The following is an 18,670-nucleotide window of genomic DNA, read 5'->3' on the forward strand; positions in this document are numbered from 1 at the left end:
TATGTCTGGTGGCCATAGCGAGGTGGTCCCACGCCTTCCCATTCCGAACAGGACCGTGAAACGCCTCAGCGCCGATGATAGTGCGGATACCCGTGTGAAAGTAGGACACCGCCAGACTCCCCATACAGACGCCCAGACCGATGGTCTGGGCGTTGGTTTACCTGCTGCAGGTAAACCCCCAGTTTTTTCTGGTGACCATAGCAGAGTGGCTCCACGCCTTCCCATTCCGAACAGGACCGTGAAACGCTCTAGCGCCGATGATAGTGCCGATTGCCGGTGTGAAAGTAGGACATTGCCAGAACCCCATTGTGAAAGCCCGAACCGCCAGGTTCGGGCTTTTTGCATTTGGGATGGCACGGGGGCAATGGTATCCTTGCGCCGTTGCAATCAAAGAGTCACATGCGCAGGCGCTGGCCTGGCACAGGAAGGATGAGCATGAGCTACCCCGCACCGGATTTCGAAAACAAGATCTGCCCGCCAGAGGCGCTGGCTGACAAGCTGGCGGCCTTGCCGCGCCCCATCGTGTTTACCAATGGCTGTTTCGATATCCTGCATCGCGGCCATGTTACCTACCTGGCGCAGGCGCGTGCGCTGGGCGCCAGCCTGGTGCTGGGTCTGAATACCGATGCCTCGGTCAAGCGGCTGGGCAAAGGCGACGATCGCCCGATCAACAACGAGCTGAACCGTGCCGCAGTGCTGGCGGCACTGCAATGCGTGGATCTGGTGACCTGGTTTGACGACGATACCCCGGCAGCGCTGATCGAGCAGGTGAAGCCCGACGTGCTGGTGAAGGGCGGCGACTGGACGGTAGACAAGATCGTTGGCAGCGCCGAGACGCTGGCGCGGGGTGGCAGCGTGCATTCCATTCCCTTCCTGTTTGATACCTCTACAACCGCCACTATCCGCAAGATCCGCAGCGTGGAAGGCCAATGAGCGATCTGGCGTTTGCAGTGCTGCGTACGCTGGCGGATGGAAAGTTCCATTCCGGCGAGGCGATGGCGCAGCAGCTGGGCTGTTCGCGTACCCTGGTATGGCAAGCGGTGCATCATCTGGAAAGCGAGTTTGGCCTGACCGTTTTCAGTGTGCGCGGGCAGGGGTACCGGTTGCCGCAGCCGTTTACGCTGCTGGAGGTGGCCAGCATTCGCGCCGGTCTGGATGAACAGGCAGCGTCGGTGTTTACGCTGGCGCTGGCAGAGGAAATCGATTCGTCCAATACCCAGCTGATGACGCGTGCGGCACACGGTGCGCCGCATGGGCTGGTACTGGCTGCCGAGCGGCAGACAGCCGGCCGTGGTCGTTTAGGCCGGCGCTGGCAGATGCGGCTGGGGGCCGGGCTGACGTTCTCGCTACTGTGGCGTTTCGAGCGCGGGCTGTCCGGCCTGGCTGGCCTGTCGCTGGTGGTGGGCATTGCCATCGTGCGCGCGTTGCGCGAGTTTGGCGCCCCGGTTGCCTTGAAGTGGCCGAATGATGTGCTGCTGGATGGCCGCAAACTGGCCGGCATCCTCATCGAGCTGTCCGGCGATGCGCTGGGCCCGGCGGCAGTGGTGGTCGGCATTGGCTTGAATGTGGCCAACCCTGGCGAGGTGGATCAGCCGGTGGCCAACCTGGCCGACGCCGGCATCAAGGTTGGCCGCAATGCCTTGCTGGCCGCGCTGCTGAACCAGCTGGCGCAGGTGCTGCAACAGTTTGACCGTGACGGTTTTGCCGCTTTCCGCGACGAATGGCACCAGATGGCCGCCTATCTGCAGGTACCGGTGCGCTTGAGCTTCAGCCATGGCGAGCCGGTAGACGGTGTGGCGGTCGGTGTCGATGACAGTGGCGCGTTGCTGGTGGATACCGCCAGTGGGCGGCGCGTATTCCACGTGGGCGAAGTCAGCCTGAGGCCGCAAGCGTGAAATTGCTGATCGATGCCGGTAACAGCCGGGTAAAGTGGGCGCTATGGGATGGCTCGGTGCTGTCCCCGGTTCATGCCTTGCCCCATGCCGAGCTGGGCCGCTTGGCCGGACAGTGGGCCGCACTGGCACCTAAGGCCATTCTGGCGGCCAACGTAGCCCATCCCCAGGTAAAGCAAGCGATCGAGGCGCTGGCGCCTGGCGCGGTGCAATGGCAGCGGGCGCAGGTCGCTGCGCAGGGGGTGCGTAATCACTACCGCAATGTCAACGAGCAGGGCGCGGACCGCTGGCTGGCGGTGCTGGGTGCCCGCCAGTTGTATGGCGGTGACCTGGTGATCGCCAGTGCCGGCACGGCGTTGACCATCGAGCTACTGACGGCTGAAGGCGATTATCTGGGCGGCGATATCTTGCCCGGTTATCGCCTGATGTTGCAGGCGCTGGCGCAGAATACTGCCCAGCTCGACCGCCGGGCCGGCGAGGTGTGTGCGTTCCCGCAAGGCACCGAAGATGCGCTGGCAACCGGTGCCATCGATGCCCTGTGCGGCGCCATCGAGCGCATGCAGCGCCGTCTGGCCGCCCATACCGGCCGCAGCCCGCAACTGTTGCTGACCGGAGGCGACGCGGCTTTGTTGCAGCCCCACCTCCCGCATGATGCGAGGATGGTGGATAATCTGGTGCTTTACGGTTTAGCTAACGTGGCGAACGGCTCATGAAGTGGTTTATCGGAACATTGCTGGTGCTCAACATGCTCACCGCGCTGTATGGCGCGTTGAAGCAGAAGCCCGAGACAGACATCCACGCGCAAGACGTCAATGCAGCGCAGCTGAAATTGCTGCCGGCCGACTGGAAGCCACCGCAGGCCAGCGCGCCGTTGGCGAGTGCGCCCCTGCCCGACGTGGCCAGCAGCGCACCGCAGGCGCAAGCGCCGCAGGTAGCCAGCGCTACTGCCGCCGTACCGCAGCCTGTCAAAGAAGAGAAAGCGCCGGCTAAAGCGGCGGATCCCGTCAAGGTGGACGTGAAACTGGCGTCGGCCGTGCTCGCCAAGACCGCACCGGAAAGCAAGTTGCCGGAAGCCAAACCAGTCGATACCCAAGCTGCTGCGGCCAACCTCTGTTACAGCTGGGGCGGTCTCGATCCGAAACAGCTGGAGCGGGTACAAGGCGGCGTGCCGTTGCTGAAACTGGCGACACCGCCGCAAGCCAGCGTGGTGGACGAGAAGCGTGGCTCCGGCAAGGCGTGGGTGTTTTATCCGCCGCTTGCGACCCAAGCCGAAACCCAGACCCTGGTGGCCGAGCTGAAGGGCAAGGGCTTTGACAGCTACATCGTACAGACGGCCGGCGAGTACAAAGGTTACCTGTCGATGGGCCTGTTCTCGCGCGAAGAAGGCGCACAGGCTTTGGTGAAACGCCTGAAAGCCGCCGGCTACGACAAGGCAAAAGTGGATAGCCGCGGCGATGTGGTCAAGGTGACCACGCTGACCTTCCGTCAGCTGGACGACGCGACGGCCGAAAAACTGAAGGCACTGCAAAAACGCCTGTTGCCGGGCAAGCCGCTGGCCAGCTGCCGCTAGCCAGCTCCCGTCTTGATAGAGCCCCCTGTTTACGCGGTAAGCAGGGGGTTTTTAACAACAGGGCTGCGACGGGGCACCCCGGGTGACAAACCTGCTTTCAACCTGTTTGGCACACCTCAGGTGGCGCATTGTCAGCCACCTGAGCCATGCTGCGATAAAGCAGCGGATGACTGCTGCAGCGTGGCAGCATGACGTGTCACGCTGCTGACATATTGCGTTGATGGTTCTGTCACATGGATACCTTATGGTTGCAACGTTTACTCAACGTTCGCCGCAATGGGGTTCCAACATGTCTGACAGTTACAAATTCAAGCAATACGGTGTGAACGACACCTCCAATACCTGTAACAACCCGGCACTGTCCGATGTGCTGGAAGCGCGCTTTTCCCGCCGCGGCATTCTGCAAGGCACAGGTGCACTCGGCGTGGCCGGCCTGTTCTCTGGCAGCTTTGCTACGCTGGCAGAAGCCGCGCAGGGGGTAGGTAAAATGCCGGCACCCAAGTTGGGCTTTGCTCCGGTGCCGTTCGGTTTTGAAGACAAAGTGGTGGTACCGGCCGGCTACAGCGCCGAAGTCCTGTACGCTTGGGGCGACCCGGTAGGCATCCTGGGCAATATGCCCGCTTTCAAGCAAGACGCGTCCAATACCGCCGCCGAGCAAGCAGCCCAGGCCGGCATGCACCACGACGGCATGAGCTACTTCCCGCTGCCGATGGGCGCTACCGGTTCCAAGCATGGTCTGCTGGCCATGAACCACGAATACACTGACGATGGCCTGCTGCACGTGGGTGGCATGAAGCCGTGGAACGCCGACAAGGTGCTGAAATCGCAGCATGCGCACGGCGTGTCGGTGATCGAAGTAGAAGCCACTGCCAAAGGCTGGCAAGTGGTGCGCCCGTCCAAGTACGCCCGCCGCATTCACGTCAATACCCCGATGGCCATCAGCGGCCCGGCCCGTGGCCACAAACTGATGCAGACCGAGGCCGACCCCAAGGGCGTCGAAGTGCTGGGTACGCTGAATAACTGTGCCAACGGCCAGACCCCGTGGGGCACCTACCTCACGTGTGAAGAAAACTGGGACGGCTACTTCGTCAATAACTCCGGCACCCTGAACGCCAACGAAAAGCGCTACGGTATCAGCGCCACCGGCGCCGGTTACGACTGGGCGGTAGAAGACTTCCGCTTCGACCTGCAGCTGAACCCCAACGAAGCCAACCGCTTTGGCTGGGTAGTGGAAATCGACCCGTTCGACCCGAAGTCCAAGCCGGTAAAACACACCGCGCTGGGCCGCTTCAAGCACGAAGGCGCCACCGTTACCATCGCCCCGAGCGGCCACGCCGTGGTGTACATGGGGGATGACCAGCGTTTCGAATACATCTACAAGTTTGTGTCCAAGCACAAGTACAACCCGAAAAACCGCAAGGCCAATATGAGCCTGCTGTCGGAAGGTACGCTGTACGTGGCGCGCTTCGACGCCGACGGTAACGGCACCTGGCTGCCACTGGTACACGGCCAGAACGGCCTGACCGCTGAAAACGGCTTTGCTGACCAGGGCGAGATCGCCATCATGGCGCGCCTGGCCGCCGACAAGGTAGGCGCCACCAAGATGGACCGTCCGGAGTGGATTGCCGTCAACCCGCGTCAGGCCGGCGAGGTGTACTGCACGCTGACCAACAACAGCGACCGAGGCAAGGAAGGCAAGCCGGGTGCCGATGCGGCCAACCCGCGTAATGGCAACCTGTTCGGCCACATCATCCGCTGGCAGGAAAACGGTGCCGATGCTGCAGCTACCGGCTTCAAGTGGGACATCTTCGTCCTGGCCGGCCGCCCGGACGCCGCCAAGCCGGAACACGTAGGCAATATCAAGGGCGACGCCTTCGGTAGCCCGGATGGCTTGGTATTCGACCGCCTGGGCGTGCTGTGGGTACAGACCGACGTGTCCACCTCCACGGTGAACGCCAAGGAGTACAAAGACATGGGCAACAACCAGATGGTGGCGGTGGTGCCGGAAACCGGCGAGTTCCGCCGCTTCCTCACCGGCCCGCATGGTTGCGAAATTACCGGCCTGGCCTTTACCCCGGACATGAAAACCATGTTCGTCAACATCCAGCACCCGGGTGAGCCGGCCAACGAGCGTAACGACCCCGCCAAGCCGACTGCCATCTCCACCTGGCCGGACGGCCCGAAAGCCGGCCGCCCGCGCGCCGGTACCGTAGTGGTACGCAAGCTGGACGGTGGTGTGATCGGCAGCTAATCGCTTACTGCAACATTGCTACAGCAGAAACGCCCGCAGGCAGGTGCTCGCGGGCGTTTTTTATCGCTTTAAGTATTTTTTATATATAAAATCATTTCATATTTATAAATGCATAATTAATGCAAATGGAGTGATGTGAGCAGCCGCCCTGATGATGCGTCGGCCACGATTGACCGACGCCAGACCGCTACCCTTGCCCTTGGCAACTCGCTCGAAGTGTATGACTTCCTGTTGTATGGCTTTCTGGCACCCGTGATGGCCCAGCAGTTCTTTCCTGCTGCCGACCCTTTGTCATCTTTGCTGCTCACCTTCATGGTGTTTGGTGCCGGTTTCATCATGCGGCCGCTGGGTGCCGTGGTGCTCGGTCGACTCGCCGACCGCCATGGCCGGCTTATCGCCTTGCAATGGAGTATCGGCCTGATGGGGGCCGGCACGCTGATCTTTGTCCTGGCGCCCACTTATGCCCAGATCGGTACTGCTGCCGGGTGGCTGTTGCTGCTTGGCCGTCTGTTGCAGGGCTTCTCCATGGGCGGGGAAATCAGCGCCTCTGCGGTGGCCTTGCTGGAAGCCGGGCCGGCCAGCTCGGCAACCCGTCGTGTCAGCTGGCAATTTGCCAGCCAAGGGGCCGGCAGTACGTTGGCGGCGATTGTCGTACTGCTGCTTGGGCAGTGGTTGTCTGCAGCAGCGTTTGCCAGCTGGGGTTGGCGTCTGGCATTCGCGCTGGGCTTGCTGCTGGTGCCGGTTGCCTGGGCCATGCGACGGCAGTTGGCCGCAGGTCATATGCCGCCACCACCAGCCGCTTCTGGTTTATGGCCGGCGCAGCGCCAGCGGTTGCTATGGTCTACCTTGCTGATTACCGGCTCTACCGCCGGCGTTTACTTGTTGCTGACATTCCTGCCTGCTTATCTGTCCGAGCAGCGTGGCTGGCCCAAGATGATAGGCCAGCTTGCGGCGCTGGCTGCCGGTATCACCATCATGCTGGCTTCCCCCTGGTTTGGCCGCCTGGCCGACCGTTTACGTGAACCGGCCAGCTTGGTGCGGCCGGCATTGGCCTGCGCCATGCTGCTGGTGCCGCTACTGTTCTGGTTTGTACAGCAAGACCGCCTGCAGTGGCTGCTGTTGCCGCTGGTGGTGCTGTACATGCTGGCTACCGTTGCCATGACGGTCAGCGGCCTAACCGTGTTGATGCAGGGTTTTGCCCCGGCGCACCGCACCTTGGCGACCGGCATTGTTTACAGCGTGGGCGTCACGCTGTTTGGCGGCTTCAGCGGGGCCATCGTGTTCAAGTTGTTGGCCGTGACCGGCAGCGCGTGGATGCCTGCGGTGTATCTGCTGTTGGCGCTGGCAACCTCGTGGCTGGCGCTGTCCCGGCTGCAGCGCCTGGCTACTTAGTGGCGGAGTGTACCTGCATGTCTGTTCATACCGCAGGTAGGGCGGCTAGCAGTCGCAGCAGGCTTTGCAGATTGTCTTCGCCACTTTTCATCAGGATGGCGCGTATCTGGCTGCGTACTGTAGCCAAGCTTAGTTGCTGCTGCTGGGCGTAACCTTCTGCGCTCAGCCCGCCAGCCAATGCCTGCGCCAGGCGGCTTTCGGCCGGGCTCAGATCAAATAGCGTCGCCAGGTTGGCCGCAGAAGGCTGCTGCTGGCGGTGGCGGGGGCGGATCAGCAGCAAGATATCGCCACAAGGGTGCAGGTTCAGGCCATGGCCGGTACGGTTTGCCCCCTGGCCGCTCTGTACGATCTGCCGCTCAAATCCCTCTGGTGGCACCGGTAACATATGCAGCACAAACTGGCCGTGGGGTAGTACGAGCGGCAAGCTGGTGGCCACGCGTTGGCGCCTGGTACGCTGCAGCGCCATTTCCAGTGGCCGTTGCCGTAGCCAGTCGCTGGCATTACGCCACGGTGACTGTTGCAGCCAGCGTTCTGCCACCGGGTTCACGTATAGCAGCTGGTTAATGTGGCCGAGCAGGATCACGCCTTGTTCCAGTGCCGCTAGGCCTTGCTCGCCAGCCCATGCCGCTGCACGCAGAGCTTCGGTTTGCCGCAACTGGGTAAACCAGTTCCTCAGATGAGGGATCAGCTGCTGAAACTGCTGTAGCTGCAGATCGGAAAAGGGTGGCCTGCCGTGCTCGTGGTTAAACACGATGAACACGTCTTCGCCTGCGTGGCTGTGGATGCGCCCGCCCATGATGTAGCGCATGCCGGCCAGGGGTAACAGATACTCCTGATAAAAGCAGTCGCGGCTGACAAAGCGGTCATCGAAATGCTGCTGGCAGGCAAAGATGGTGCCGATAGGCTGCTTTAGCCCGGCGTCCATGCGTGGGTCCAAAGCCCTTGCCTCTGCATCGTAAACACCGTGTATCTCTCTGATGCGTTGGGTGCCCATGCTCAGCGTAGCGGCGTTGTGGGTCTGGTGCCAGCCAAGCAAATGAATGCCATCGCTGTCCAGAAAACCATCCAGTGCATCCAGTACGGCCGGGATGGTGTGGGGCTGCAGCACGCTGCTGTATAGCTGCAACAGTAGCTGGTCGCGCTGTGCGTCGTTCATGTGGCGCGTGCTGGCCGCAGCAAACGCCTTGCCTTATCTGTTCTGCCCTGCGTGGTCGCCTTGTCCCGACTCATATCCCTTCCTCTTGTCCTGTTATTTGTAAAAACAACCAGTGTTTCTTTAGATTTTATGTATAGATTTTTCATCACTTCTGATGATGAAACAATGGATGCAGTTGAATTACATTGCTAATGGCAATTCTGCTGATGCGGACTGTTGTAAGTGACGCAGGAATTGCTGCGATTGCTTGATAAATTGACATTTCAGGAGCAAACCAGAATGCGCAGCAAATGGATGATGGTGGCAGCAGCCGCTGCCGTAATGTGCCAGGTAGCCATGGCCGACCCGGCCGCGGCCAACCGCATTGCCCACAACAAGCGCCTGCAGCCGCCTAGCAGCGCTACCTTTCAGCAGCAATACCAGCAGCTGGCAGGCAAACCGGCTGATGACAAGCTGTACCAGACTTTTGTCAAACGCTGGCAAGCCGCCAAGGCCGATGGCTGGCTGCTGGACGTACAAACCTTCATCAACGCGCCGGGTTGATCAGACCATGACGCGCTATTACGCGATCTGGCTGCCATCGATTTGCAATGCTATTGGCGTAATTTTGCGTGATTATCGCTAAGTCGGCATCCATCATGAGCACCCAGATTTTTCTTTCCGCTTTCACGCTGGCAGCTAGCCAGATCATCGGCATCGGCCCGCAAAACGCCTTTGTATTGAAGCAGGGCTTGTTACGCCGCCATGTTGCCGAGGTGGTGGTGTTTTGCGTGTTGTGTGATGTGCTGTTGATTGGTGCTGGCGTGTTTGGCGTAGGCGGCATGCTGGCTAGCCAGCCACAGTTGCTGAAGTGGCTGGTGTGGCTCGGTGCGGCGCTGATGTTCTGGTTGAGCTGGCAATCATTCCGCACCGCTTGGCAGCAGCGTAGCCTGGTGGGCGACGATGTGCCACAGGATCGTCGGGCCGTATTTCGCCGCCTGATGGTGGTGACCTTGTTGAACCCGTACGTCTGGCTGGATACCGTGGTGCTGATCGGCAGCATCTCGGCTGCTTACGGGCGCGATGGCCAGCTATGGTTTATGGGTGGTGCTCTGGCTGCGTCCTTGCTGTGGTTCTCGGCCATCGGGCTGGGTGCGCGTTATGTAGCACCGTGGTTTAACCGCCCGGAAAACTGGCAGCGGCTGGACGCGGTCATTGGTGCCGTCATGCTGCTGACAGCGATCATGCTGTTATGGCAACACGGCTAGGGTGAGTGTTTACGTTTATCTCGGGAAGGTACCGTATCCGGTTCATCCCCTTTGGCCCCGCCTTGGCGGGGCATCTTTTATGGTGATGGCGGGCAAGTCTGGCCCAGCGGTTTGCTGCGTTCGGCGGTGGCCGGGTGGCTGGCAAACCAGCTGCCGCTGCTGATGGCGTCGTCGCCATGCTGCTGTTTCAGGCTGGCTTCGATGCGCTGCAGGCCATAGCCCAGCAGGCAGGGCGACAGGCCTTGCAGCTGCAAGGCGGTGTAGGCAAAGCGGTCGGCTTCGCGTTCGTGCTCGCGGCTGTAGCTGGCGTTGGCCAGCGCCACCGGCAGCGCTAGCGTCAGGCTGCTGGCATCGCCGGTCATCAGCGTCAGTGCGGCCAGTACCCCCACGCTTTCCACCGCACTGCGCAGGCCGTGGCGGTGTTCCACGTGGCCGGCTTCGTGCGCCAGAATGGCCAGTATTTCGTCTGGCTGCGTGACAACCGCCAGTAGCTGGTCGGTCACCACGATGGTGCCGCCGGGCAGCGCAAAGGCGTTGGGGCCGATGTCGGGCGCGTGCCGCAGCAGTACCTGATAGCGATAGCGGCTGGCCGCTGGCTGCAAGCGGGCGACCTGCGCTTGCAATGTGGCGGCGCGGCTAGCCGGCAGGCGGCTGGGGGCAAGCTCGGTGTTGCTTTGTAGCCAGCTTAGCGTTTGTGCGGCCAACTGTTGCTCGACGCTGAGCGGAATCAGCGGAACCAGCCAGCCGGCAGCCGCCGGTAGCACGAAGCGCCAGCCCAGCCACAGGATGACGAGGGCGGCTAGCAGGCCGCCAGCCAGTGCGCGCCAGCTTTGCTGCAGCCAGTGACCACCGGCTTGCAGCGGTGGCAGCCCGCCCAGCAGGCGGCGGATGGCCACTTTTTGCGCCACTTCCAGCGTGCTGCCGTCGGGCAGGTATACGCTGTCGGGTAGCGTATCGATACCGGCCTCCAGCCGGCAGTCCGCCAGCAGGAAGCGGCGTTGGCCGCTGCTGCCGCTGACCACTAGCTCGTCGCCGTCGCGGCCAACCTTCACCGCCTGCGGCCGTGGCGTGTGGCCGTCGCGCCACAGTGCATCGAGGCTTACCATCCCAGATCCAGTGCCAGCAGCTCGGCCAGTTCGTCGCCGCGGGCGTCGTGCTGCGACTGGCCCTGGGTATAGAGCTGGGCCAGGTCGGCCCCGCCTTGCAGCGTCAGTTGCCCGAAGGTGGCGCGCAGGGTGCGGATGCGTACCCACGGCCAGGCCAGCCCCAGGCTGAAAGCCAACGCCAGGGTATTGATCAGCGCCATTTCCATGCGCTGGTAGGCTGGTAGACGCCAAGACAGGGTATGGTGTCGCCCGTTCAGTAGCAGCGAGGTATGGTTGATCAGGACATTCCTAATGGACAGGCTCGTGTAGCCCAGGGTGGCAATCAGCCAGATAGCACCACCGACGATACTGATGGTGCTGCTAAGCGTGGAAGTGGCGTCCCCGGATACGAGGCTATGGCCAATTTGTAGCAGGCTCCAGCATAGCAGGGTGACTAATGCTGCATAGCAGCCGCTGATCAGCAAACTGCCTAGTCCGGCCAGATAGAGTTGGCCACTACATGGTGCCACTGCCAGGCTCGCCTGCCCCAGCCGGCTGTGCGGCAGCAAGTAGCGTTGCTTTTGCAGCGTGGCCAGCGGCCATAGCAGGCCCAGCGACAACAGCAGCGTGAGCCAGGATTTGAAAAAAGCGCGGTAGGCGGCACCTGTCTGGCCGTCAAAATGCAGCCGCATGCCGCTCCAGCTGGTATTGGCCAGCCGGAAGCGCATGGCTTGCACTGCCAGCCATGGGGCCAGCCCCGCCGCCCCCGCGCCGAGCAGACCTTGCAGTACGGGGGAGAACTCGGCAGAGAGCTGCCACAGCACAAACAAGCCCACCATCAGTGCCCGGCCTTTCAGGATGGCGATCGGGCTGGCGTGGTAGCCGAAGCGGCCGCCGGCGACTTTGGTGTGGCCGTACAGGTATTTGAGGGTACGGACTTTGGCCCACGCCGAATAAATGCCCAGCGTCAGCACGCTTAGCACCAGGTTGCTCAGCCACAGCCGGGCGTAGCCGCCGGTGGTCGCGCTGAACGCAAACGGCAGACGGTGTGGAATCAGGATGTTGCTGTTGGCCTCAGGCTGGCTCATGGCGGTTACCGGGCAGAAACTCAAGCGTGCAAGTATGCCACGGTAATTTGACGCGATAAAACTTGCTGTTGTACGCGGCTGGCGTCACACTTCGCGCTGCGTGCCGCGGTGTGCGCCAGCCTCAAACCGTCGGCTGTACAGATGGACGGTAATCGCCGTGGCGTCACCACGGCGTGCTCTTTTCGGGAGCGAACATGTCTGACGATCAAATCCGCGGTGACGGTGCCATCCGTCGTCAAAGCCTGTACGGCTCTTCCATCGAAAACACCTACGCCGGCGTGCTGTCGTTCATGCGCCGCAACTACACGCGCAATCTGGAAGGCGTGGACGTGGTGGTATCCGGCATTCCGCTGGACCTGTCCGTGACTTTCCGCAGTGGCGCGCGCCAAGGCCCGCAGGCCATCCGCGCCGCCAGCGTGCAGCTGGCCGAGCTCAAGCCCTACCCGTGGGGCTTCGACCCGTTCGACGACCTGGCGGTCATCGACTACGGCGACTGCTGGTTCGACGCGCACAACCCGCTCACCATCAAGCCGTCCATCATCGAACACGCGCGCACCATTCTGGCCAGCGGCGCCAAGATGCTGACCTTCGGCGGTGATCACTTCGTCACCTACCCGTTGCTGATTGCACACGCGGAAAAGTACGGCAAGCCGCTGGCGCTGCTGCACTTCGATGCGCACTGTGACACCTGGCCGGACGACGAGCCGGACAGCCTGAACCACGGCACCATGTTCTACAAGGCGGTGAAAGAAGGCCTGATCGATCCGGCCAAATCGGTACAGGTCGGCATCCGCACCTGGAACGACGACTTCATGGGCCTGAACGTGCTGGGCGCACCGTGGGTACACGATAACGGCGTGGACGCCACCATCGCCGAAATCAAAAAGACCATCGGCGACGCGCCGGTGTACGTCACCTTCGATATCGACTGTCTGGACCCGTCCGCCGCGCCGGGCACCGGCACGCCGGTACCGGGTGGCCTGACCACCGCGCAGGCGCTGAAGATCATCCGCAACCTGGGCGACCTCAACATCGTCGGCATGGACGTGGTAGAAGTGGCCCCCAGCTACGACCAGAGCGAAATCACCGCCATCGCGGCGGCGCACATCGCCTGTGACATGCTGTGCCTGATGCGCAACAAGAAGGTAGCCGGCCAGCTCTGACGCCAGCCAATGCGGCCAACGTTGGCCGCACTACCCGCACCGCGCCCGGCAGCCTGCCCGGCGCGGTTTTTCATGCCTGCGGCGGCGGGCTGCCCCAGCGCGGGCGGCGGCCGCTGAGGCCTACCCAGCCGCACAAGACGCCGCATACCAGCGCCAGTACGCTTCTATCATTGGCGAGCAGGCCGGCCAGCAGGAGCATGGCGGCCGCGATCAGCCATAGCGTGCGTTGCGGCCAAGCCAGCGCCAGCGTGCCTTCTTGACGCCAAGCCAGCGCTTGCGTGGCGACTATCCAACCGCTTAACACGACATAGAACAGCAGCGTGGCGTGCGGTAGCAGCCACGGTAGCGCCAGGATGGGCCACACGGCCAAGTTCAGTGCCTGCTGCCAGCGCGACGGCGCGGCAGGCAAGGCTGAGCGGGGCAGCGGTTTGATGTGCAGTGCCAGCAGCAGGCTGAGCAAAACGCCGCCGAGCAAGACGGGCAGGGCAGGCAGTCTGTAGTGTGCGACCACCCACACGAGTACGGTCGTGACCGGAATAATGATGACGGCCGCCAGGCCAAAGGTGTCGAGTTTCATGCTGATTATTGAGAATGGTTTTCAATATCTCAGCATGATGCCATGCGTCATGTCAATGCCATTGGCGTGCCGCTACCACCAGCGCCAGCAGCAGCAGGCTTTCGCACACCTCGATGCCGGCGCCCAGGCAATCGCCGGTCATGCCGCCCAGTTTGCGCTTCAGGTAGGCCCACCAGCACAGCCCGGCCAGCGGCGCCAGCAGTAACACCGGCGCCAGCCAGGCGCTGGCAGCGGCCAACAGCAGGCTGCACAGCCAGAAGTTGGGCCAGTGCGGGCGCCAGGCAAAGCGTTCGCCGCTGCCGGCCGCCAGGCTGGGCAGCGTGGCCGACCACGCCACGGTAAACAGCCGCGCCCAGGCCGGCACCAGTAGCAGCCCGGCTAGTGTTGCGGCCAACCCTGTCGTTGCCGCGATGCCGCCTTGGTCTCCGTGCTGCCCGTGGCCGCTGTGGTAACCGTGGTAGCCCGGATAAGCCGCAGGCGCATCCGGGGAAGCGGGTAACGGCAGTGCACCCAGGGAAGCCGGCGTACCCGGTGACATCATCCCATCCGGTACCGCCGATAGCCCCGCCAAGCTCAGCTTCACCAGCAGCATCAGCAGCACCAGTTTCACGATCAGCTGCGTGGCCAGGCTCAGCACGCCAAAGCTGCCCAGATGCGGGTCTTTCAGCACCTCCAGAAAACGCTCGCGCGAACGGTGCGCCGCGCCCTGGGCGTCGGCCAGGTCAGCCAGGCCGTCGATGTGCAGGCCGCCGGTCACCCACAGCCAGGCCAGCAGGCCGGCCAGTGCGGCCAACCAGGGGTCCACCAGGCTGCCGGCCAGCACCGCCAGCCACACGATGGCGCCCACCAGCACGCCCACCGGCGCAAACCAGCGTGCGGCGTCGGCCAGCCACGCCGGGTCGAAGGTTTTCAGCTGCGGCGTGGGCAGGCGGGTCAGGAACTGGATGGCAAGAATCAGCGATCGCATAAGGCTGTGGATAAGTGTGTGGAAAGGCAGTGCATGGGCAGGGGGCAAGCTGTGCGTGGTGTGTGGATCAACCAGCCACGGGGGGCGACTCCAGCCGCGTCAGGTAAGCCGGGTGGCCGTCCAGGATCGACAGCTGGGCAAAGCCGCCGCGCTGTACCGCCATCAAGCGGGCGACGTTGAATTCGGTGCCCAGCAGCTCGGCCAGCAGCACGTTGATGACGCCGCCGTGGCTGACCAGCACGCGGTGGCTGCCGCGCGCTTGCTGCATCCACTCGGCAAAGCCGGTCAGCACCCGGGTGCGGAAGGCGTCAAAGCCTTCGCCGCCTTCCGGGGTTAGCAGGCCGCGCGCCAGCAGCGTCTGCCAGTCGGGCGTGGTGGCGCAGATATCAGCCAGCGGGCGGTTTTCCCAGCTGCCGAAGTGGCACTCGGTCAGCCCCGGCGCCACGTGCAGCGGCACGCGGCTGGCCAGCGCCTGCTGTACGGCAAACTCGCGGCAGCGTTGCAGCGGCGAGGTGGCCATGCAGGTCACCGGCGCCAGCTGCACGATGCGTTGCCAGCTGGCGGCCATGTCGGCGCGGCCGCGTTCGGTCAGCGGCAGGTCGGTATGGCCGATCAGGCGGCCTTGGTGGTCGATGTCGCCGTGGCGCAGCAGGGTGAGGGTGTAGGGGTTCATGGTGGCAACCTTTTACCGCAAAAGCAGGCAAGAAAAACGCACGCCGCCGCCAGCGCGTGCGGCTGGCCGGCGGCGCTAGGCCAAGCATACCGCCTGGCCGGCGCGCGGGCGATGCTGGCGGGCGCGATCAGGCGTTTTTGCCGGCCACGCCTGCTTCGGCAAAGGTGGCCATGCCGGCGTGCAGCGCGATGGCTTGCTGCAGCAGCGGCAGTGCGGCGGCGGCACCGCTGCCTTCGCCCAGACGGAAGCCCAGGTCCAACAGCGGGCTCAGGCCCAGCGCCTGCAAGGCCAGCGCGTGGCCGGTTTCCTGCGAGCAATGGCTGGCCAGCAGCCACGGCGCGATGTCGGCGTCGATGGCGCGGGCCACCAGCGCGGCGGCGGTGCTGATGAAGCCGTCCAGCAGCAGCGGCACGCCCTGGCGGGCGCCTTCCAGGTAGAAGCCGGCCATGGCGGCGATCTCCAGCCCGCCCAGCTCGGCCAGCACGCCGTGGCCGTCCAGCGTTTGCCCGGCCACACGCGCCAGCGCGTCGGCCACCACCTGGCGCTTGATGGCCAGGCCGGCGTCGTCGACACCGGTGCCGCGGCCCACGATGGCGGCCACGTCATGGCCGGTCAGGCGGCAGATCAGCGCCGCCGACGGCGTGGTATTGCCAATGCCCATATCGCCGGCGATCAGCAGCGTGGCGCCGTCGGCAATGGCACGGCGGGCGGCGTTGCGGCCAACCTCCAGCGCGGCGTCGGCGTCCTGGCGGCTCATCGCGGCTTCACGGCGCAGGTTGCCGCTACCGGCGCGTACCTTGGCGTGCACGATGGGCAGCGCGGACAGGTCGCTGGCCACGCCGGCATCCACCACCTCCAGCCGCGCCTGGTTGACGCGTGCCAGCACGCTGATGGCGGCGCCGCCGTGGACGAAGTTGGCTACCATGGCGCCGGTTACTTCCGGCGGGAACGCCGACACGCCTTCGGCGCAGACGCCGTGGTCGCCGGCAAACACGGTAATGGCCGGTACCAGCGGCAGCGGGATGTCTCGGCCTTGCAGGCCGGCCAGGGTAATGGCGAGCTGCTCCAGTTTGCCCAGGCTACCGGCCGGTTTGGTCAGTTGTTGCTGGCGGGCGTCGGCGGCCTGGCGGGCGCCGAGGTCGGGGGCGGGAATGCGTGGCATGAGGTTTCCTTGCGGTGTGGCAGAGCCTGGCGGGCAGGCGAACCGGCAGACCATACGCCAGCCGCTGCCGGCTGGCAACGGGGCCATGCCGGCGGAGTAATTTGCATGACGCCATTCTGGATTGTGTCAGCCCCGCTATAATGGCGGGCTGCAGGTGTCCGTCCTGCCATGGCAGCGACGGATGAAACGGGAAGCCGGTGCAAGACCGGCGCTGCCCCCGCAACGGTAAGGCCTGGGCGTATACGCCCCAGGCATCGCGTTAACCACTGCCCACACGGCGGGAAGGTGCGATGCTGGCATGGCCAAGCCCGGAGACCGGCCTGCGACGAGCGCGGCGGAATCGCGTTCAGCTGGAGTATCGCGGGGAGGCGATCTGACAGCCTGCTACCGGCGCCTGCCGGCGGTATGCCGTGTCCTTTATTTCTCCGCACTCCCTTTTTGTCCCTACGGAGTGTGTCTACATGTCTTTCAGCAACAAACCCCTGGCCACCCTGGTGGCCCTGGCCTGTGCCCAGGCGGCCGTGGCCAAGCAGCCCGTTACCCTCGATGAAGTGGTGGTCACTGCCTCCCGTGGCCAGGACAACGTGCGTGAGCTGCCGGTGAATGTGTCTGTCATCACCGCCAAAGATATTGCTAGCAGCACGGCGCGTACGGTGCAGGATGTGCTGTCCGGGTTGGCGGGTATCCAGATTCGTAACAGCAGCGGTGCTGCCGATACGGCAGCAGTAGACCTGCGTGGTTTTGGCATTACCGGCCTGAGCAATACCCTGATTCTGGTGGACGGCGTCAAACAGAACACCAACGATTTGTCTGCTCCCAATCTGGGCGTGGTGCCGCTGAGCCAGATAGAGCGTATCGAAGTAGTACGCGGCAGTGGTGCCGTAGCCTATGGTGGCGGTGCGACTGGCGGGGTCATCAATATCATTACCCGCAGCGGTTTCAAGGCGGCCGATAGCGTGCAGGCGACGTTGACTGCCGGTAGCTATAACCTGAAAAAAATCGACTTGTCCGGCCACGCCAGTAGCCAGCATGTGGCACTGGATGCTTATGTGAAGTCGCTCACCACCGACAACTACCGGCAGAACAATGCCGAGCGCAACGATAGCGGCGGCCTGACCACCACGCTACGCCACGAGGATGGCACGCTGCGCTTCTACGCCCGCACCGCCAACCAGGATACGCGTTTGCCCGGTGTGCGTAGCGTGGACACGGCTAATGGCGTGGACGAGTTTGCCAGCAACCCGCGCGGTACCAATAAGCCTAACGATTACATGAGCACCCAGACCGACACTTGGGGCGTACAGGTGAAGCAAGCTGCAGGCGAGGGCATGGTGCTGCTGGATGTTGCGAGCGTGACCAAGAAGCTGCAAGCCGAAAATATCAGTGCCAGCTACAGCAGCAAGCGTCAGCAGAAAACCGATGAAATGACCGCCAGCTTGCGTTATGAGCAGGATGTCGCGCGCCATCGCCTGGTACTGGGTGTAGACGCCATGTCCGGTGATGCCGCGGTGGACAGTGTGGATACCTCCGGTACGGGCAGCAAAAAGATCAAGCAGCGCCACGCCGGTGGCTTTGTGGATGTGCTGCTACGGCCTGCAGAGGGCACGTCGATCAATGCCGGTGTCCGCTCGCAGCACGTTGAAGACAGTGCCAAGGTCAGCAGTAGTTATGAAAACAGCTACCGCAGCAATAAAGAGCTGCGTGCCTGGCAGCTGGGTCTCCGTCAGGCGCTGCTGCCGCAGCTCGATGGCTATGCCAAGCTGGGCCGTAGTTTCCGTATGGCCAATGCCGACGAGCAGGCCTCTGTCACTACCCCGCTGTTGCCGCAGACCTCGCACGATAAAGAACTGGGTGTGTCCTGGCAGCAAGCCGGGCGTGCCGTGCGTGCGGCCTGGTTCCGTTACGACCTGAACCGTGAAATTCATTACAACTCGCTCACATTTGCCAACGTCAACCTCGAACCCACCCGTCGCCAGGGCGTGGAACTGGAAGGCAAGACACCGCTTGCGGCCAACCTTGACCTGAGCGCCGCCGTGACATGGCAGCAAGCCACGTTCCGCAGTGGCGTGGCCAACAGCGTCAATCTGGCCGGCAAAACCGTGCCGCTGGTGCCGCGGCACATGGCTAACCTGTCGCTGGGCTGGGCACCGTCCGAGGCAACGCGTGTGGGCGTGCAGTGGCAATACGTCGGCTCGCAGCGGCTGGATAACGACCAGGCCAACCAGTTTGCCCACAAGCTCGCGGCTTACAGCCTGATCAATGCCAAAGTCAGCCACGACTACAGCAAGACGGTGGGCGTGTCGCTGAGCGTGAATAACCTGCTGGACAAACAGTATGCGTCCTACGGTATCCGTTCCGGCTCTACTGGCGCGACCGGTAAATACAATCTGTACCCGGAAGCGGGCCGCAATATGCAGGCGTCCGTGACGATCAAGTATTGACCAGTT

The 18,670-nt window shown here is 63.2% G+C and carries 17 protein-coding genes, 2 rRNA genes and 1 riboswitch; of the genes, 12 read left to right on the forward strand and 7 right to left on the reverse strand.

Annotated elements, in window-relative coordinates; genetic code table 11:
- Positions 1-4: 4 nt before the first annotated feature.
- The 8 genes from rrf (ACK4FZ_RS02605) (at position 5) to ACK4FZ_RS02640 (ending at position 7,105) form a co-directional block, all read left to right on the forward strand.
- Positions 5-117: ribosomal RNA gene (gene rrf / locus ACK4FZ_RS02605) — 5S ribosomal RNA — on the forward strand.
- Between the two features lie 70 nt (positions 118-187).
- Positions 188-301: ribosomal RNA gene (gene rrf / locus ACK4FZ_RS02610) — 5S ribosomal RNA — on the forward strand.
- Positions 302-435: 134 nt separating this feature from the next.
- The gene (gene rfaE2, locus ACK4FZ_RS02615; protein WP_144374092.1) at positions 436-933 is read left to right on the forward strand and encodes a D-glycero-beta-D-manno-heptose 1-phosphate adenylyltransferase; all 498 of its coding nucleotides are present in this window, start codon (positions 436-438) and stop codon (positions 931-933) included.
- The gene (locus tag ACK4FZ_RS02620; protein WP_409818176.1) at positions 930-1,895 is read left to right on the forward strand and encodes a biotin--[acetyl-CoA-carboxylase] ligase; all 966 of its coding nucleotides are present in this window, start codon (positions 930-932) and stop codon (positions 1,893-1,895) included. The genes rfaE2 and ACK4FZ_RS02620 overlap by 4 nt, the downstream gene beginning before the upstream one ends.
- Positions 1,892-2,605, forward strand: coding sequence for a type III pantothenate kinase (locus ACK4FZ_RS02625; protein ID WP_409818177.1), 714 nt, complete (start codon positions 1,892-1,894; stop codon positions 2,603-2,605). The genes ACK4FZ_RS02620 and ACK4FZ_RS02625 overlap by 4 nt, the downstream gene beginning before the upstream one ends.
- Entirely contained in the window at positions 2,602-3,462 is an 861-nt protein-coding gene (locus ACK4FZ_RS02630; RefSeq protein WP_409818178.1) for an SPOR domain-containing protein, read from the forward strand. The genes ACK4FZ_RS02625 and ACK4FZ_RS02630 overlap by 4 nt, the downstream gene beginning before the upstream one ends.
- A gap of 289 nt (positions 3,463-3,751) precedes the next feature.
- Positions 3,752-5,713, forward strand: a complete 1,962-nt coding sequence (locus tag ACK4FZ_RS02635; RefSeq protein ID WP_409818179.1) for a PhoX family protein — start codon at positions 3,752-3,754, stop codon at positions 5,711-5,713.
- Positions 5,714-5,848: 135 nt separating this feature from the next.
- On the forward strand, positions 5,849-7,105 hold the full coding sequence (locus tag ACK4FZ_RS02640) for an MFS transporter (RefSeq protein ID WP_409818180.1): 1,257 nt from the start codon (positions 5,849-5,851) through the stop codon (positions 7,103-7,105).
- A gap of 25 nt (positions 7,106-7,130) precedes the next feature.
- Here ACK4FZ_RS02640 and ACK4FZ_RS02645 read toward each other — a convergent pair whose 3' ends face one another.
- A complete protein-coding gene (locus ACK4FZ_RS02645; RefSeq protein WP_409818181.1) occupies positions 7,131-8,261 on the reverse strand; it encodes a helix-turn-helix transcriptional regulator in 1,131 nt (376 codons plus the stop codon).
- A 279-nt stretch (positions 8,262-8,540) separates the two neighbouring features.
- On the opposite strand from ACK4FZ_RS02645, the gene ACK4FZ_RS02650 reads away from it, so the two are divergent.
- The gene (locus ACK4FZ_RS02650; protein ID WP_409818182.1) at positions 8,541-8,804 is read left to right on the forward strand and encodes a hypothetical protein; all 264 of its coding nucleotides are present in this window, start codon (positions 8,541-8,543) and stop codon (positions 8,802-8,804) included.
- A gap of 95 nt (positions 8,805-8,899) precedes the next feature.
- The gene (locus tag ACK4FZ_RS02655; RefSeq protein ID WP_409818183.1) at positions 8,900-9,508 is read left to right on the forward strand and encodes a LysE/ArgO family amino acid transporter; all 609 of its coding nucleotides are present in this window, start codon (positions 8,900-8,902) and stop codon (positions 9,506-9,508) included.
- A 77-nt stretch (positions 9,509-9,585) separates the two neighbouring features.
- On the opposite strand, the gene ACK4FZ_RS02660 is transcribed toward ACK4FZ_RS02655, so the two are convergent.
- Together ACK4FZ_RS02660 and ACK4FZ_RS02665 are read right to left on the reverse strand one after the other, a co-directional pair.
- Entirely contained in the window at positions 9,586-10,614 is a 1,029-nt protein-coding gene (locus ACK4FZ_RS02660; protein ID WP_409818184.1) for a M48 family metallopeptidase, read from the reverse strand.
- Complete coding sequence (locus ACK4FZ_RS02665; protein WP_409818185.1) at positions 10,608-11,681, reverse strand: YjgN family protein; 1,074 nt, start codon at positions 11,679-11,681, stop codon at positions 10,608-10,610. The genes ACK4FZ_RS02660 and ACK4FZ_RS02665 overlap by 7 nt, the downstream gene beginning before the upstream one ends.
- Positions 11,682-11,875: 194 nt before the next feature.
- On the opposite strand from ACK4FZ_RS02665, the gene speB reads away from it, so the two are divergent.
- Positions 11,876-12,844 (forward strand): agmatinase, encoded by a 969-nt coding sequence (gene speB / locus ACK4FZ_RS02670; RefSeq protein WP_144374099.1) that lies wholly within the window; start codon positions 11,876-11,878, stop codon positions 12,842-12,844.
- Between the two features lie 70 nt (positions 12,845-12,914).
- Here speB and ACK4FZ_RS02675 read toward each other — a convergent pair whose 3' ends face one another.
- From ACK4FZ_RS02675 to cobT, 4 genes are all read right to left on the reverse strand, one after another.
- Complete coding sequence (locus tag ACK4FZ_RS02675; protein ID WP_409818186.1) at positions 12,915-13,421, reverse strand: hypothetical protein; 507 nt, start codon at positions 13,419-13,421, stop codon at positions 12,915-12,917.
- 52 nt (positions 13,422-13,473) lie between these two features.
- The gene (locus tag ACK4FZ_RS02680) at positions 13,474-14,388 is read right to left on the reverse strand and encodes an adenosylcobinamide-GDP ribazoletransferase (protein WP_409818187.1); all 915 of its coding nucleotides are present in this window, start codon (positions 14,386-14,388) and stop codon (positions 13,474-13,476) included.
- A gap of 67 nt (positions 14,389-14,455) precedes the next feature.
- Entirely contained in the window at positions 14,456-15,061 is a 606-nt protein-coding gene (locus ACK4FZ_RS02685) for a histidine phosphatase family protein (protein ID WP_409818188.1), read from the reverse strand.
- Positions 15,062-15,188: 127 nt separating this feature from the next.
- Positions 15,189-16,223 (reverse strand): nicotinate-nucleotide--dimethylbenzimidazole phosphoribosyltransferase, encoded by a 1,035-nt coding sequence (cobT, locus tag ACK4FZ_RS02690; protein ID WP_144374103.1) that lies wholly within the window; start codon positions 16,221-16,223, stop codon positions 15,189-15,191.
- A gap of 135 nt (positions 16,224-16,358) precedes the next feature.
- Positions 16,359-16,562: riboswitch (cobalamin riboswitch) on the forward strand.
- A gap of 122 nt (positions 16,563-16,684) precedes the next feature.
- Here cobT and ACK4FZ_RS02695 point away from each other — a divergent pair.
- Positions 16,685-18,664: a TonB-dependent receptor gene (locus ACK4FZ_RS02695; protein WP_409818189.1), complete on the forward strand. Its 1,980-nt coding sequence runs from the start codon at positions 16,685-16,687 to the stop codon at positions 18,662-18,664.
- Positions 18,665-18,670: the final 6 nt, after the last annotated feature.

The organism is Vogesella sp. (genome assembly GCF_046297735.1).
Lineage (GTDB): Bacteria > Pseudomonadota > Gammaproteobacteria > Burkholderiales > Chromobacteriaceae > Vogesella > Vogesella urethralis.

What these genes read in the sequence shown, in the direction of transcription:
- rfaE2 (WP_144374092.1), top strand. Translation starts at nt 436, where the DNA reads ATGAGCTACCCCGCACCGGATTTCGAAAACAAGATCTGCCCGCCAGAG.
- ACK4FZ_RS02620 (WP_409818176.1), top strand. Translation starts at nt 930, where the DNA reads ATGAGCGATCTGGCGTTTGCAGTGCTGCGTACGCTGGCGGATGGAAAG.
- ACK4FZ_RS02630 (WP_409818178.1), top strand. Translation starts at nt 2,602, where the DNA reads ATGAAGTGGTTTATCGGAACATTGCTGGTGCTCAACATGCTCACCGCG.
- ACK4FZ_RS02635 (WP_409818179.1), top strand. Translation starts at nt 3,752, where the DNA reads ATGTCTGACAGTTACAAATTCAAGCAATACGGTGTGAACGACACCTCC.
- ACK4FZ_RS02645 (WP_409818181.1), bottom strand. Translation starts at nt 8,261, where the DNA reads ATGAACGACGCACAGCGCGACCAGCTACTGTTGCAGCTATACAGCAGC.
- ACK4FZ_RS02650 (WP_409818182.1), top strand. Translation starts at nt 8,541, where the DNA reads ATGCGCAGCAAATGGATGATGGTGGCAGCAGCCGCTGCCGTAATGTGC.
- ACK4FZ_RS02655 (WP_409818183.1), top strand. Translation starts at nt 8,900, where the DNA reads ATGAGCACCCAGATTTTTCTTTCCGCTTTCACGCTGGCAGCTAGCCAG.
- ACK4FZ_RS02660 (WP_409818184.1), bottom strand. Translation starts at nt 10,614, where the DNA reads ATGGTAAGCCTCGATGCACTGTGGCGCGACGGCCACACGCCACGGCCG.
- ACK4FZ_RS02665 (WP_409818185.1), bottom strand. Translation starts at nt 11,681, where the DNA reads ATGAGCCAGCCTGAGGCCAACAGCAACATCCTGATTCCACACCGTCTG.
- speB (WP_144374099.1), top strand. Translation starts at nt 11,876, where the DNA reads ATGTCTGACGATCAAATCCGCGGTGACGGTGCCATCCGTCGTCAAAGC.
- ACK4FZ_RS02675 (WP_409818186.1), bottom strand. Translation starts at nt 13,421, where the DNA reads ATGAAACTCGACACCTTTGGCCTGGCGGCCGTCATCATTATTCCGGTC.
- ACK4FZ_RS02680 (WP_409818187.1), bottom strand. Translation starts at nt 14,388, where the DNA reads ATGCGATCGCTGATTCTTGCCATCCAGTTCCTGACCCGCCTGCCCACG.
- ACK4FZ_RS02685 (WP_409818188.1), bottom strand. Translation starts at nt 15,061, where the DNA reads ATGAACCCCTACACCCTCACCCTGCTGCGCCACGGCGACATCGACCAC.
- cobT (WP_144374103.1), bottom strand. Translation starts at nt 16,223, where the DNA reads ATGCCACGCATTCCCGCCCCCGACCTCGGCGCCCGCCAGGCCGCCGAC.
- ACK4FZ_RS02695 (WP_409818189.1), top strand. Translation starts at nt 16,685, where the DNA reads ATGTCTTTCAGCAACAAACCCCTGGCCACCCTGGTGGCCCTGGCCTGT.